The 13,816-nt window shown below is 72.7% G+C and carries 15 protein-coding genes; 10 read left to right on the top strand and 5 right to left on the bottom strand.

All coding sequences use genetic code 11. The annotated features are described in order from the left end of the window. The first annotated feature begins 69 nt into the window (after window positions 1-69). A complete protein-coding gene (gene ppk2 / locus ACFE7W_RS16335; RefSeq protein WP_375425939.1) occupies window positions 70-969 on the top strand; it encodes a polyphosphate kinase 2 in 900 nt (299 codons plus the stop codon). Between the two features lie 36 nt (window positions 970-1,005). Here the strand turns inward: ppk2 and ACFE7W_RS16330 are convergent, their stop codons facing one another. Next, window positions 1,006-1,698, bottom strand: a complete 693-nt coding sequence (locus ACFE7W_RS16330) for a winged-helix domain-containing protein (protein WP_375425881.1) — start codon at window positions 1,696-1,698, stop codon at window positions 1,006-1,008. A 160-nt stretch (window positions 1,699-1,858) separates the two neighbouring features. On the opposite strand from ACFE7W_RS16330, the gene ACFE7W_RS16325 reads away from it, so the two are divergent. Next, window positions 1,859-2,116 carry a MoaD/ThiS family protein gene (locus ACFE7W_RS16325; RefSeq protein ID WP_375425880.1) on the top strand — a complete coding sequence of 86 codons (258 nt, stop codon included), beginning with the start codon at window positions 1,859-1,861 and terminating at the stop codon, window positions 2,114-2,116. Window positions 2,117-2,237: 121 nt separating this feature from the next. On the opposite strand, the gene ACFE7W_RS16320 is transcribed toward ACFE7W_RS16325, so the two are convergent. Beyond that, window positions 2,238-3,383: an SCO7613 C-terminal domain-containing membrane protein gene (locus ACFE7W_RS16320; RefSeq protein WP_375425879.1), complete on the bottom strand. Its 1,146-nt coding sequence runs from the start codon at window positions 3,381-3,383 to the stop codon at window positions 2,238-2,240. Between the two features lie 341 nt (window positions 3,384-3,724). On the opposite strand from ACFE7W_RS16320, the gene ACFE7W_RS16315 reads away from it, so the two are divergent. From ACFE7W_RS16315 to ACFE7W_RS16305, 3 genes are all read left to right on the top strand, one after another. After that, complete coding sequence (locus ACFE7W_RS16315) at window positions 3,725-4,093, top strand: hypothetical protein (protein ID WP_375425878.1); 369 nt, start codon at window positions 3,725-3,727, stop codon at window positions 4,091-4,093. Between the two features lie 638 nt (window positions 4,094-4,731). Next, the gene (locus ACFE7W_RS16310; protein ID WP_375425877.1) at window positions 4,732-5,580 is read left to right on the top strand and encodes a sulfurtransferase; all 849 of its coding nucleotides are present in this window, start codon (window positions 4,732-4,734) and stop codon (window positions 5,578-5,580) included. A 33-nt stretch (window positions 5,581-5,613) separates the two neighbouring features. Next, a complete protein-coding gene (locus ACFE7W_RS16305; protein ID WP_375425876.1) occupies window positions 5,614-5,916 on the top strand; it encodes a DUF1416 domain-containing protein in 303 nt (100 codons plus the stop codon). 76 nt (window positions 5,917-5,992) lie between these two features. On the opposite strand, the gene dtd is transcribed toward ACFE7W_RS16305, so the two are convergent. Next, window positions 5,993-6,418, bottom strand: coding sequence for a D-aminoacyl-tRNA deacylase (dtd, locus tag ACFE7W_RS16300; protein ID WP_375425875.1), 426 nt, complete (start codon window positions 6,416-6,418; stop codon window positions 5,993-5,995). A gap of 138 nt (window positions 6,419-6,556) precedes the next feature. Here dtd and ACFE7W_RS16295 point away from each other — a divergent pair, with 138 nt between their 5' ends. After that, window positions 6,557-7,633, top strand: a complete 1,077-nt coding sequence (locus ACFE7W_RS16295; protein ID WP_375425874.1) for a fatty acid desaturase family protein — start codon at window positions 6,557-6,559, stop codon at window positions 7,631-7,633. 9 nt (window positions 7,634-7,642) lie between these two features. Here ACFE7W_RS16295 and sppA read toward each other — a convergent pair whose 3' ends face one another. Then, on the bottom strand, window positions 7,643-9,277 hold the full coding sequence (gene sppA, locus ACFE7W_RS16290) for a signal peptide peptidase SppA (RefSeq protein WP_375425873.1): 1,635 nt from the start codon (window positions 9,275-9,277) through the stop codon (window positions 7,643-7,645). Between the two features lie 46 nt (window positions 9,278-9,323). Here sppA and ACFE7W_RS16285 point away from each other — a divergent pair, with 46 nt between their 5' ends. The 4 genes from ACFE7W_RS16285 to ACFE7W_RS16270 all read left to right on the top strand — a co-directional run bounded on the left by ACFE7W_RS16285 (window position 9,324) and on the right by ACFE7W_RS16270 (window position 11,743). After that, complete coding sequence (locus ACFE7W_RS16285; RefSeq protein WP_375425872.1) at window positions 9,324-10,430, top strand: Gfo/Idh/MocA family protein; 1,107 nt, start codon at window positions 9,324-9,326, stop codon at window positions 10,428-10,430. A 71-nt stretch (window positions 10,431-10,501) separates the two neighbouring features. Further along, window positions 10,502-10,918: a VOC family protein gene (locus tag ACFE7W_RS16280; protein WP_375425871.1), complete on the top strand. Its 417-nt coding sequence runs from the start codon at window positions 10,502-10,504 to the stop codon at window positions 10,916-10,918. Further along, entirely contained in the window at window positions 10,918-11,205 is a 288-nt protein-coding gene (locus tag ACFE7W_RS16275; protein WP_375425870.1) for a DUF1905 domain-containing protein, read from the top strand. The genes ACFE7W_RS16280 and ACFE7W_RS16275 overlap by 1 nt, the downstream gene beginning before the upstream one ends. Window positions 11,206-11,269: 64 nt before the next feature. Continuing rightward, the gene (locus ACFE7W_RS16270; RefSeq protein WP_375425869.1) at window positions 11,270-11,743 is read left to right on the top strand and encodes a hypothetical protein; all 474 of its coding nucleotides are present in this window, start codon (window positions 11,270-11,272) and stop codon (window positions 11,741-11,743) included. Between the two features lie 4 nt (window positions 11,744-11,747). Here the strand turns inward: ACFE7W_RS16270 and ACFE7W_RS16265 are convergent, their stop codons facing one another. Next, window positions 11,748-13,742, bottom strand: a complete 1,995-nt coding sequence (locus ACFE7W_RS16265; protein WP_375425868.1) for a GTP-binding protein — start codon at window positions 13,740-13,742, stop codon at window positions 11,748-11,750. Window positions 13,743-13,816 lie beyond the last annotated feature (74 nt).

Raw genomic sequence — 13,816 nt, 5'->3', positions numbered from 1 at the left:
CGCGTACCTCCGGACCGGTAGAACTGAGGGGTGGCTGACACCCTGGACCGGGCCCTGCGCCAGCAGCTGATCTGGCTGAAGGAGCGCTACGGCGCTGAGGACTTCACCGTCGAGGAGCTCGACGACGACGACCCGATTCTGCGGGCCGTCGACGGCACCATCGTCGACACCTGGCGTGAGGGCTACCCGTACGAGGACCGGCTCGACACCGAGACCTACGAGCGCGAGAAGCGGCTGCTGCAGATCGAGCTGCTGAAGATGCAGCGCTGGATCAAGGCCACCGGCCGTCGTCAGGTGCTGGCCTTCGAGGGCCGCGACGCCGCCGGCAAGGGCGGCACCATCAAGCGCTTCACCGAGCACCTCAACCCGCGCAACGCCCACGTCGTCGCCCTGGAAAAGCCCACCGACTACGAGTCACGGCAGTGGTACTTCCAGCGCTACATCGCCCGGCTGCCCGCCCGTGGGGAGATGGCGCTGTTCGACCGCTCCTGGTACACCCGGGCCGGGGTCGAACGGGTGATGGGCTTCTGCTCCGACGCCGAGTACACCCAGTTCCTGCGGCAGGCGCCGGTCTTCGAGGAGCTGCTCGTCGAGGAGGGCTTCGACCTGGTCAAGTTCTGGTTCTCGGTCTCGAAGAGCGAGCAGAGCACCCGCTTCCTGATCCGTCAGATCGACCCCGTCCGGCAGTGGAAGCTGTCGCCGATGGACCTCGCCTCCCTGGACAAGTGGGACGCCTACACCGCGGCCAAGGAGGGCATGTTCGCCCACACCGACACCGACCTCGCGCCATGGACGGTGGTCAAGAGCAACGACAAGAAGCGGGCCCGGCTCGAGGCGATGCGCTACGTGCTGCACCGGGCGGACTACGAGGGCAAGGACGCCGACGTGGTCGGCGTCCCCGACCCGTTGATCGTCGGCCGGGCCTCGGAGGTCTACGAGATCGGCGAGCGCCGCTCGGATGCGGCCTAGGGGCCAGCGGTAGGAGTATCGCGGGCCGGGCCGGCCTCAGGCCGAGGTGACCCGCGAGCTCTCCTCGACCTGCGCCACGAAGCGGTAGCCGACGTTGCGGACGGTGCCGATCACCGACTCGTACTCGGGGCCGAGCTTCGCCCGCAGCCTGCGCACGTGGACGTCGACGGTCCGGGTGCCGCCGTAGTAGTCGTAGCCCCAGACGTCGCTGAGCAGCTGTTGGCGGCTGAACACCCGGCCGGGGTGCTGGGCCAGGTACTTGAGCAGCTCGAACTCGGTGTAGGTGAGGTCGAGCTGGTTGCCGTTGAGCTTGGCCGAGTAGCCGGCCTCGTCGATGACGATGTTCCCGGTCTGGATCAGCGGGTCGGTGCCCGAGCTGACGGCGGGGGTCATGGCCAGTCGCAGCCGCACGTCCACCTCGGCGGGGCCGGCGGTGGCCAGCAGCAGGTCGTCGAAGCCCCAGTCGGAGGAGAGGGCGGCCAGGCCACCCTCGCTCACGATGACCAGCAGCGGGGACTCCTTGCCGGTGGTCTCGATCAGCCGGCAGAGCGAGCGGGCACCGACGAGGTCACGGCGGGCGTCGAGCAGGATGACGTCGGCTGCGGGGGCGTCGAGCAGGGCGGTGGCCTCGGCCTGGGCGACCTTGACCTGGTGCGGCAGCAGCTCCAGGGCCGGCAGGATCTCCGACGACGCGTGGGTGTCGTTGGTGAGCAGCAGCAGGGTCGCCATCTCGGGCCTCCTCGTAGGGGGTCACTTACCGTGCGGGTGTCGTCCGTGCGTGCAGTCCTGGTGGCGGCGGTACCGAGCCGGACATCCGGCCAGGATGCTGCGGAGCTGGCCAGGGCGGCGCTGCGTGGCCGGACTGCACTTCATGGCCGAGACTACTGCAATGTCGACCGTTCACCTCCACTACTGGGCCGGGGCCAGAGCCGCCGCCGGGACGGCTGAGGAGACCGTCGAGGCCTCTACGCTACGGGCCGCCCTCGACCGGGTCGGCGCCCGTAGCGGCCACTTCTCCCGGGTGCTGAGCGCCTGCACCGTGCTCCTGGACGGGCTCGCCGTGCGCGAGAGCGACCTGGACAGACCTCTGAGGACTGAGGTGCGGATCGAGGTGCTGCCCCCGTTCGCGGGCGGCGCAGGAGGGTGATCGGGCCTAAGTCGGCCCGTTCGGCGGCGTGCAACGCGTCGGTCGGTGTGGCTGAAGTCACTCAGCATTCGTTCAGCATGCGGGACAACGTTGTCAGATCGAACGGCGCCGCGGCGATCGGTCAGTGCAGCGCGGCCACCCAGGCCAACGCCGAGCGGGCGTTGCGGCGTCGCTGCTCATAGCGCGCACCCAGCACGAGGAGCAGCAGTCCGACGGAGCCGAAGGACACCCAGCGCGGCAGGCCCACCGCCCACGGCGCCAGCTGGGACCCCGCGACGAGCACCAGGGCCAGGCCGCCGATCACCACCGGTGCCTGCCGGCCCCGGGCGACCCCCAGCAGCATCACCGCCGCCCCGACGGCGAGGACCAGCAGCGGCCGGGTCAGTCCGGCGTCGTCAACGGTCGCCAGGGCCGAGGGCAGCAAGCCGACGCTCAGCGCCGAGCCGACGGTGAGCCAGGACGAGGCGGTCGGGTCCCGCCGCCACCGGACCAGGCCGACGACCGCGAGCAGGACGGCGAGCGGCAGGGTGTACGCCTCGAGCGTCTCGACCGCGCGGTCGACCAGCACGGTCCAGACCGAGGCCGAGCAGAGCAGCGTGCCCAGGACGGCGAGCCAGCCGCGTCCCGGCAGCAGGGCGCTGGCGGCCGCGGTCAGGCCGGCGGTGGCCAGGGTCGCCGCGACGAGGGGCGCGGGGGAGTGACTGCCCGCGGACACGCCGAGGGCCGCGACCCACGCGAGGCCCCAGGCGCCGGCGAAGACCGGCTCCTCGACCCGTCCCCGACGAAGGACCGCAAGGGCGGCGGCTGCCACCGCGAGCACGAGGAGGACGACCACGCAGGGTCCGACGCCGGACGGTCGAGCCAGCTGGGCCGCCGCGAGCAGGACGAGCAGGGCGGTGTCACCGAGGCCGACGGGGCGCAGCCACCCGTCGCGTCGGGCCAGCGCAGCGGCCGCGACGGCGGTGACCAGCAGGGCAGCGGCCAGCGTCCAGCCCAGCGGCGACCGCTCAAGCCGGCCGTCGTCGAGGTAGCACCCCTCGGCGACCAGCAGGGTCGCGGCGGCGAGCAGGTGCAGACCGAGCAACGCCACCCCGACCGGTCCGACGGTGAGCGGCCGACGGGCGGCCCCGGCTGCGACAGCAGCTCCGGCCGCCACCAGGGCCACCGCGGCCGTGGTGGTCCCGGACGCGTCCGCCTGCCAGGCCGCCCCGGCGACCGTGACCACAGCGACGACGAGGGCGAGACAGCCCCACCCGGGGCGCCGCACCCGCCCGAGGCCATCCGGCAGACCGGACCAGACGGCACCCCGGCCGCCGCGACCAGCGAGATCGATGCCGCCGGGCCGCCCACACCCAGCAGCGGCTCCTGCAGCGTCGTGACCACCGCGACCAGCCAGGTGGCCAGCAGGTAGGCCGCGGCGACCACCCGCAGGGCCACGCGAACCACCCGTCGGGAGTGCGGAGCCTGGGAGAGGAGCATCGCCACCGCCGCGGTGAGCAGGAAGACCAGCGCGACCGTCGCGCCGGAGGGCTCGGCCGCCACCGCGCCGAACAGCGGGGCGGCCGCTCCGGCCAGGACGGCCGCCAGTGCGAAGCTGACCAGGGACCGGTGTCGCCAGGCGATCAGGGCGCAGCCGGCCGCGAGCAGGGCAGAGGTCGCCGCGGCGTACCGGTCCGGGTCCACCGCCTGCAGCCCAGCGAGGTCCAGGGCGTGGGCGGCGGCAAGGTCGACGACGGCGAGCCCGACAGCGACAGCGCCGAGCGTCTCGGCCGTCGCGGTCAGCTGCCGGCTCGCGAGGGTGAGGCTGGTCGCCCCGGCCCCGACGGTCAGCAACCCCATCACGCCCACCTGGCCGGTCACGCCGAGCGCCGACCAGGCGACCGCGAGGAACACCACGGCGGCGGTCACCACCAGCAGGGCACCGGCGGCGAGCAGCAGCTGCTGCCCGGTCCAGGACCGCCGCTGACCGGTCGGTGACACCGGCTGGGCTGCGGGCGGCCCGTCGGCCGACGGGTGCCGGCGCAGCCAGTCGATCAGCTCGCGGCGGTGGCGCTGCAGCTCGAGCAGCTGCTGGTCGATCCGCCACAGCTCAGCGGCCGCCGGACCGGTCAGGCCGAGGCCGCAGCCCGGACAGCGCCGTGTCCCGGGTTCGAGGGCGCGGTGGCAGGACGGGCAGCCCACGACGGGAGGCCCGGGTGGGGGTGAGGTCAGCGACGAGATCATGTCCTCCACGGTGCGGGTCCGGACCGCTGGTCGCGTCCACCCGGAGCATCGAGCAGGTCCGTCCAGGGGTGGAACATCGGCTGTCCGAATGCTGGACACTCGTCCCACGTCTCGGGACTCATTGGGGAGAGCGCGGCTCGCCGCCGTACGGTGGCTGACATGACCACCGACAGGGTGTGGGCGTTGTCGCTCACCCGCCGCCGCGCCGTGGACCACGGGCGCATGCGGTCGTCGTTGTGTCGACTCCCCCGCCGGTAGGGGCGCGCTCTCTTCGCGTCGGGCCACAGGCCGACCGCGCCCCCGCCACCACCGCTCACCGACGGCGCCGATCCGCGCGCGTGAGCGTCCACTACCCAGGGATACCGACCCACCGCAACAGGAGTGATTCGCAGATGAGCAGGTCAGAGGTTCTCGTCGACGCCGACTGGGTCGCCGAGCACAGCAGTGACGACAACGTGGTCCTGGTCGAGGTGGACGAGGACACCACGGCCTACGACGGTGGCCACATCGCCGGTGCGGTGAAGGTGGACTGGAAGGCCGACCTGCAGGACCCGGTGCGTCGCGACTTCATCGACAAGACCCAGTTCGAGGCCCTGCTCTCCTCGCGTGGGATCGCCAACGACGCCACCGTCGTGCTCTACGGCGGCAACAACAACTGGTTCGCCGCGTACGCCTACTGGTACTTCAAGCTGTACGGCCACGGCGACGTCCGGCTGCTGGACGGCGGTCGCAAGAAGTGGGAGCTGGACGCCCGGCCGCTCAGCACCGACACGGTCACCCGACCGGCGGCCAGCTACACCGCGTCCGAGCCGAACACCGACATCCGCGCCTTCCGCGACGAGGTCGTGGCCGCGATCGGCAGCAAGAGCCTGGTCGACGTCCGCAGCCCCGACGAGTACGCAGGCCGGCTGCTCGCCCCGGCCCACCTGCCCCAGGAGCAGTCCCAGCGCGGCGGCCACGTGCCCACCGCGGTGAACGTGCCGTGGAGCAAGGCGGCCAACGACGACGGCACCTTCAAGTCCGACGACGAGCTGAAGAAGATCTACAGCGATGCCGGCGTCAACTGGGACGGCGAGATCATCGCCTACTGCCGGATCGGCGAGCGGAGCGCGCACACCTGGTTCGTGCTGCAGGAGCTGCTGGGCCAGAGCAACGTCAAGAACTACGACGGCTCGTGGACCGAGTACGGCTCCCTGGTCGGCGTCCCGGTGGCCGTCGGCGACGAGCCCGGCCAGGCCTGACTCCACCCCCGACGCGACACGAGGAGACACAGCATGTGCGGAGCAACCACAGGCGGCCTGAGCGTCGCCGGCATCGACACCACCAAGGAAGCCGTCATCCAGGGCCGGGTGCTGCGGGCCGGCTCGCCGGTCCCCAACGCCTACGTCCGGCTGCTCGACGCCAGCGGTGAGTTCACCGCCGAGGTGCCGACCTCAGCCACCGGTCACTTCCGGTTCTTCGCCGGCGACGGCAACTGGACGCTGCGGACCCTCGCGCCCGGCGCCAAGCTGGACCGGGTCGTCCGCGCCGCCCGTGGCAGCGTGGCCGACGTCGAGGTCGAGCTCGAGGCCGCCTGACCCTGCCGAGTCCCGCCCAGACCGACCGGCCGGAACGCAGGTGTCTCCAGGACCAACGGGCTACTGAGACCTCGGTTCAGGAGTCCAGGATCAGGGTGACGGGGCCGTCGTTGGTCAGGGTGACGGCCATGTCGGCGCCGAAGACGCCGGTCGAGACCTCGGCTCCCAGCCCGCGCAGCGCATCGACGAAGGCCTGGACGAGGGGCTCGCTCACCGGGCGGGGGGCCGCGGTACTCCAGGACGGACGGCGGCCCTTGCGGGTGTCGGCGTAGAGGGTGAACTGGCTGACCACCAGGAGCGGCGCCCCCAGCTGAGCGCACGACTGCTCCGCGGCGAGGATGCGCAGCGTCCACACCTTCTCGGCCAGCCGGGCGGCGTCAGCGGCCGTGTCGTCGTGGGTGACCCCGACGAGCACGAGCAGACCCTGCCGGGCGATCTCGCCCACGGTCTCGCCCGCCACCACGACCCGGGCCGAGCTCACCCGCTGCACCACCAGACGCACGATGTTCCCTTCCGCTGCTGGCGGCATTGTGGCACCACCTCGCTCGGACATCTCACCCACAGGTTGGGTTCAAACGGGTCGGGTACCTTCACACCTGTTGTGCGCTTGCGCAGCAAAGACCTCACGATCGGGGCCCTAGTGACTGTCGAAGCGCTCTCTCCCTCCTCCCGTCGACCGGCGGCGCACCTGAACGGCTTCAGTGAGCTGCTGCGCCAGGCCAAGGAGGCCGGGCTGATGCAGCGCCGCTACGGCTACTACTGGACGCGTTTCGCCGCAGCGGCGGTCGCGCTCGGGTCGGTCTTCACCGGCGTCGTGCTGCTCGGCGACAGCTGGCTGCAGCTGGTGCTGGCCGCCGTCCTCGGCGTGATCCTGGCCCAGCTCGGCTTCCTCGGTCACGAGGCCTCGCACCGCCAGATCTTCCGCTCCGCGGGCTGGAACGACTGGAGTGGACGGGTGCTCTCGGCCTTCTTCGCCGGGATCAGCCACGGCTGGTGGATGAACAAGCACAGCCGCCACCACGCGAACCCGAACAAGCTGGACGCCGACCCCGACATCCGCAGTGGGGCGGTCGCTTTCAGCGACGAGGCCGCTGCCGCCCGCAGGGGCCTCGGAGCCCGGCTGGTCCGCCGCCAGGGCTGGTTCTTCCTGCCGCTGCTCACCCTCGAGGGCCTGAGCCTGCACGTCTCGTCGGTCCGTCACCTGGTGGGTCGCCGTCCCGTCCGGCACCGTGGCGTCGAGCTCACCTTCATGACCGTGCGCTTCGTCGGCTACCTCGCGCTGCTGTTCTGGCTGCTGCCGCCAGGCCTGGCCTTCGCGTTCGTCGGCGTGCAGATCGGGGTCTTCGGCTTCCTGCTCGGAGGGGCCTTCGCGCCCAACCACATCGGGATGCCCCTGGTGCCCCGCGAGGTGAAGGTCGACTTCCTCCGCCGTCAGGTGCTGATGTCGCGCAACATCAAGGGTGGCCCGGTCGTCCGTTTCCTGATGGGCGGCCTCGACCTGCAGGTGGAGCACCACCTCTTCCCCGGGATGGCCCGCCCCAACCTCCGTCGGGCCAGCGAGCTCGTCCGCCGCCACTGCGCCGAGCACAAGATCACCTACACCGAGACGACCCTGCTGCAGTCCTACGTGCAGATCCTGCGGCACCTCGACGCGGTCGGGCTCGGCGCCCGTCGCGGCACCTTCGTCTGCCCGATGCTCGCGGAGCTCCGGCTCTAAGATCTCGTCTCAGCTCAGCCGCAGGCTCGGCATCCGTAGCTCGGTGCCGGCCGGCAGGCCGAGCGCGGCGGTCAGGTCGCCGAGTCCCGGCCAGACTGCGACGGCCTGAGCGCGCGGGTCGTCGCTGTTGCGGGGTCGGCTCAGCCGGGCCAGCGGCGGGACGGTGAACGAGCTGACGGGTGCGTCGTCAGGCAGGCCGGCCCGGGTGCGCGCGATCCGGACGGCGTCCCGTAGCCCGCCGAGCTCGTCGACCAGACCGGCGGCCACGGCATCCCGGCCCGTCCAGACCCGGCCGTGGGCAACCGCGTCGATCTCGGCGACGTCGCGTCCGCGGCCGTCGGCGACCTTGGCCACGAAGTCGTCGTAGATGGCGTCCACCGTCGCGGCGAAGCGGTCCCGCTCGTCGGGGGAGAAGGGCCGGCGGGAGGAGAACATCCGTGACCGCTCGCCCTGCTCGACGGCGTCGGTGATCACCCCGTACCGCTCGAGCAGGTCGCGGACCACGAGCTTGCCGCCGAAGACGCCGATCGAGCCGGTCAGCGTTCCGGGCAGAGCGACGATCACGTCGGCCGGACAGGCGATGTAGTAGCCGCCCGACGCCGCCAGCGCACCCATCGAGACCACGACGGGCCGGCCGGACTCCCGGAGCCGACCCACCTCGCGCCAGATGGTCTCCGAGGCCACGGCCGAGCCGCCGGGGGAGTCGACGTGCAGCACGACCGCGCGGACCTGGTCGTCGCCCAGCGCCGCCCGCAGCTCGGCACTCACCGAGTCGCTGCCCAGCTGGCGTCCCGTCGGACCGCGGCGCGTCCGCCCGCTGACGATGGTGCCGCGCGCCTGGACCAGCGCGACGCGTCCGCGTCGGGGCCGGGGCAGGGTCGGGGTCCGGCGGGGCGTCCAGCGGTCGGCGAACAGCAGCTCGGCGTCCTCGCCCACCCGGGCGCGGAGGGCGGCGTGCACCTGGTCGCGATAGCCCAGCTCGTCCACCAGACCGTCGCGCTGGGCCTCCCGGGCTGTCCGCGGGCCCGTGTCGACCAGCTCGCGGACCCGCTCCGGCGAGAGCCGCCGCCCGGCGGCGATCCGTTCGACCGCCTCCGCCTGGACCGAGGCCGTCAGCGCCTCGAGCGCCTCCCGGTGGGCGTCGGTGTAGCTGCTCTCGGTGAAAGTGTTGACGGCGTTCTTGTACTCGTGCCGCTGCTCGAACTCGGGCTGGACGCCCAGCCGGTCGAGCACCCCGCGGACGAACGTCGTCTCGGTGGCCACGCCGAGCATCCCGATCCCGCCACCCGGCTGCAGCCAGACCTGGTCGAAGGCCGTGGCCAGCACGTACGAGGCCGTGTCCCCGGTCTCGCCGAAGGTCTCGGCGAAGGCCACGGTGGGGAGGCCGCTGTCGGCGAACGCCCGGACGCCGAGCCGCAGCTCCTGCATCGCGGCCCAGGGGAGCGACCCGCCGACGCGGGCCACCAGCCCTACGACCCGGGGGTCTGCCGCGGCCTCGTGCAGCGCACGAAGCATCGGTCTCAGCTGACGCCGCCCGCGAAGGCGCAGCCGGGCGAGCGGGTCGGCCGTGTCGGGGTCGACCGGCAGCTCGGTGAGGTCCAGCTCGAGGATCAGGGGCGGACGGTGACCGGGGAGCGCGGGCATGCCTCCACGGTAGGTGAGCGGGCCCAGCAGCCAATACGCTGCGCCGGTGGACTCGAACCGGGTGCGGATCGGCATCGTGGGCGTCGGCCAGATCAGCGCGCAGTACCTCCAGACGCTGCCCGACCTGCCCGAGCTGGAGCTGGTCGCCGTCGCCGACCTGGATGCCGACCGGGCCCGGCAGGTCGCCGCCGACCAGGGGGTCGTCGCTCTTTCGCTGCCCGACCTGCTGGCGTACGACGACGTCGACCTGGTACTCAACCTCACCGTGCCGGCGGTGCACGTCGAGGTCGGGACTGCGGCGCTCGAGGCCGGTCGGCACCTGTACGCGGAGAAGCCGCTGGGGCTCTCGCTCGCCGATGCGGCCCCGATGGTGCAGCTGGCCCGTGAGCGGGGTCTGCGCATCGGCAGCGCGCCCGACACGGTGCTCGGGACCGGGGTGCAGACGGCCCGCCACCTGCTCGACTCCGGCGTCGTCGGCGAGCCCTACGCGGCGGCGGTCGCCTGGAGCTCACCCGGCCACGAGGCCTGGCACCCGGCGCCGTACTTCTACTACTCACCCGGCGGCGGACCGCTGCTGGACATGGGCCCCTACTACCTGACGGCGCTGGTCACCCTGCTCGGGCCGGTCGAGCGGGTCAGCGGGCTGAGCCGACGGTCGTCACGGCTCCGGACCGTCGCCACCGGACCGCAGGCCGGGACGCCCGTCCCCGTGACGGTCGACACGTCCGTGCAGGCCCTGCTCGAGCACCGGGGCGGGACCACCTCGACGGTCAGCCTCTCCTTCGACGTCCGGGCCAGCCGCCGACCGCTCTTCGAGGTGTACGGCACCACCGGGACCGTCGCCGTTCCCGACCCCAACACCTTCGACGGCCTGGTCGAGGTCTGGACCGCGGCGACGGGGGAGTGGCGGCCGGTCCCCGCCGCGGCCGGCTACGCGGGGGCCGGGCGGGGCGTCGGCGTCGCGGACCTGGCCCGGGCCCTCGCCACTGGAGGGCCACACCGCGCCTCCGGCGACCTCGCGCTGCACGTGCTGGAGATCATGGACGCCATCCCCCGCTCCAGTGCCGAGCACGCGGCAGTCGAGCTGGCCACGACCGTGGAGCGGCCCGAGCCGGTCCCGCTCGGCAGCGGCGTCGCGACCTCAGCGGGTTGAGGGCCCGGGAACGGGCGGCGCTACCTCGTTGGGTAGACCTGAGCCGGGTACTCGCGGCTCACGTCTACCCGATGATTTCTCCGGCCCTACCGGGTCTGCCCACCATGACGATGACGACGGTGGTGCACAGCATTTCCCTCCCGGTGGCCGACCAGGACCGCGCGAAGAGCTTCTACGTGGACGTGCTGGGCTTCGAGCTGCGCAGCGACGTCGAGGTGTGGGCCGGAGCGCGGATGGTCGAGGTGGTACCGCCCGGGTCGAGCGTCAGCCTGGTCCTGCTCCCGCCCGACAGCCCGTTGCCCATGGCCGTGCGGATGGGGACCTCCGACGCCGACGCGGCGCACGCCAGGCTCGTCGAGTCCGGCGCCACGCTGCACAACGACGCGGTGCTGCGGTGGGAGGGGGTGCCGCCGATGTTCCACTTCGCCGACCCCGACGGCAACGGCCTGGTCTACCTCCAGGACCCGACCACACCGGGCGGTGCGTGATGCCGTCCCACGCCGGCCCGCTCGACCTCGTGTTCACCGCCACCCTGGGCAAGGTGCGGGCGGGTGACACGTGGACCTGCGTCCAGCTGCCCGGCTCGGCCTCGGTCTTCGGCACCCGCGGCCTGGTCAAGGTCGCGGGGACGATCGACGGCGCCCCCTTCCGGAGCTCGTTCATGGCGCTGGGCGACGGCACCCACAAGCTGCCCGTGGCGGCCGCCATCCAGCAGGCGATCGGCAAGACCGACGGTGACGAGGTGACGATCCACCTGACCGAGCGGCTGAGCTGAGCGGACTCGGGTCCGGGTCGGCGCGTGAGTGGCCCGGCGACCAATCCGTCCCTACGCTGGCCGGATGAGACAGCGGCGGTGGTGGGCGGCCATCCTGCTCGTCGCCGGGTTAGCCCTCGGTCTGCTCGGTGCGCATGCAGCCGGCTTCCGGCTGAACCTGGACACCCACCCGGTGGCCGAGCCGGACGCCCGGGCCACTCCGGAGCAGGTGGTGACGACCTACGTCGAGGCCTACAACCAACGCGACTTCTCCACCATGAGAACGATCTACCCCAGCTCGTCCCCGACCCGGTTCGGCGTGCTGGGCACGATGAACGACCTCGCGATCGTCCAGAGCCAGTCGCTCGCCGAGCCCGAGGACGGCCTCCCGGCCAAGCCCGGCCGCAGCTACTACCGGGTGCGGGTCACGTTGCGCTTCAGCGGGCTCTCGGACTCCTCCGACCTCGCCTACGACGACGGACCGAACGGCTGGGCCTACCTGCTCGAGCGCGACAGCGACGACGTCCCCTGGCGGATCGCCGACCACGGCAACCCCTGAGCCGTCAGACCCGGCCGGCCAGCCTCCCCGCCGTCCGCAGGTAGACCTCGGCGTCGGTCGGGTCGTCGTCGATCCGGGCACGCGTCGGCGGGCGTCCGCGGACCGGACGGAAGTGGCCGAGCGTCGTCGTGAAGACACCCTCGCCGCGGCTCAGCCCGGGCAGCCTCAGCCGCAGCTCGTGCACCGACGCGGCAGGGACGTCGCCGGTCAGGGTGACCACGTCGTCGGCGTAGGAGGTCTCCAGCGGCACCGCGTCGAGCTGGACGAGGACGGCCAGCAAGGCGCCCTGGGTGTCCTGCGGTCCCTCGAGCACGAAGCGGTGCACCGGCTCGCAGACCTGGGTGCCCGCATCCAGCAGGGCCGTCATCAGCACCCACGGCGTCAGGTAGCGGAAGTCCGCGCCCGTGCTCGACATCGCCTTGTCGAATCTCTGATGGGCGTGGCTCTGCCTCGGGTAGTAACCGGAGTGGGTCATCAGGACCCGGCAGTCCGGGATCTCCCAGCCGTACGGTCCGCAGCCGAGCGTCTGCCGCACGGCGTCCTCGACGGCGGTGAAGAACGCGGCGGGCATCGCGCCGCGCTCCACCTCCAGGCCGAAGTCGACGCCGCTGCCGACCGGCGCCGTCTCCACCCGCAGCCCCACCGTGGCCAGGAAGGGGTTGCTCGGGGCCGCCACCACCTCGACCGCGGCCCCCGTTCCGACGACCCGTTCGACGCAGATCACCGTCGACGTCCCGAAGGTGACCTCGACCCCGTAGTCGCTCTCGAGCAGGCTGCCGAGCACCTCCTTCTGCACCTCGCCGTAGAGCGAGACCGCGATCTCGCTGCGGCTGTCGTCCTGACGCACCGAGATCAGGGGGTCCCGCTCGGCGAGCTGGGTCAGCCCGGCGTGGAGGGCTCCTCGGTCCGTCGGGTCGACGGTCTCGACCACCGTCTCCAGCGAGGGCCGGGAGAAGTGCGCCTCGGCCTGGGGCCAGAGGGCCGGATCGCCGAGGACGTCCCCGACCCTGGCCTGGTCCAGGCCGCGGACGCGGGCGATCCGACCGGCCTCGAGCACGGCGCTCCGCTCGGTGCCGCCCGGCGCGAACACCTGCAGCCCGGTGACCCGCTCCGGCCGGCCCCGGCGCAGGTCCAACCGGTCGCGGACGTGGATCCGGCCCGCGCGCAGCAGCAGGTAGGTGAGCTTTTCCCCGTCCTCGCCGCGCTCGATCGTGAACACCAGCCCCGACGCGGCTGCGTCCGGGTCCGGCGCCCGGACCGGCAGCAGCCGGGGCAGGGCCGCCAGCAGCTCGGGCACACCGGCGCCGGTCGTCGCCGAGCCGAACAGCACCGGGTGGACGGCACCCGCGCGGGCCTGCGCGTCGAAGCGCTGGCGGAGGCCGGCCGCGGGTAGTCGGGTGCCGTCGGCGTACGCCGCCAGGACCTCGTCGTCGACCTCGGCCAGCCGCTCGGTCAGCTCGTCGACGTGTCCGGGTTCGTCGGCCTCGCGCAGCAGCACCCGGGCCGTCGGCGCTCCCGCCTCGAGCACCCGCTGCAGGGCGACGGCGGACGGGCTGAGCCGGCGGGCGACCGCAGCCAGCGTCGCCGCGGGGTCGGCGCCGCTGCGGTCGATCTTGTTCACGAAGACCAGCGTGGGGATGCCGAGCCGGCGCAGGGCGCGGTAGAGGACGACGGTCTGGGCCTGCACGCCCTCGACCGCCGAGACCACGAGGACGGCACCGTCGAGCACCGACAGCGCCCGCTCCACCTCCGCGATGAAGTCGGCGTGGCCCGGGGTGTCGAGGAGGTTGACCAGGACGTCGTCCACGGTGAAGGTCGCCACCGCCGAGCGGATGGTGATGCCGCGCTGGCGCTCGAGCGCCATGGTGTCGGTCCGGGTGCTACCGGCGGCGACGCTGCCGGGAGCGTCCAGCACGCCCGCGACGTGCAGCAGGCGTTCGGTCAGTGAGGTCTTACCGGCGTCGACGTGGGCGAGGATGCCGAGGTTGAGGGTGCGCAAGGGCCAACACGTCCGTTCGGAGGAGGAAAACCGGCGGGGTGGTGCTGGCTGCTCGCATGGCGGGTTCCTCCTCG

It is taken from the genome of uncultured Friedmanniella sp. (assembly GCF_964244285.1).
Taxonomy (GTDB): domain Bacteria; phylum Actinomycetota; class Actinomycetes; order Propionibacteriales; family Propionibacteriaceae; genus Microlunatus.
Note: the sequence above shows the minus strand (reverse complement) of the source record. Positions and strands in the feature narration are given on the sequence as shown.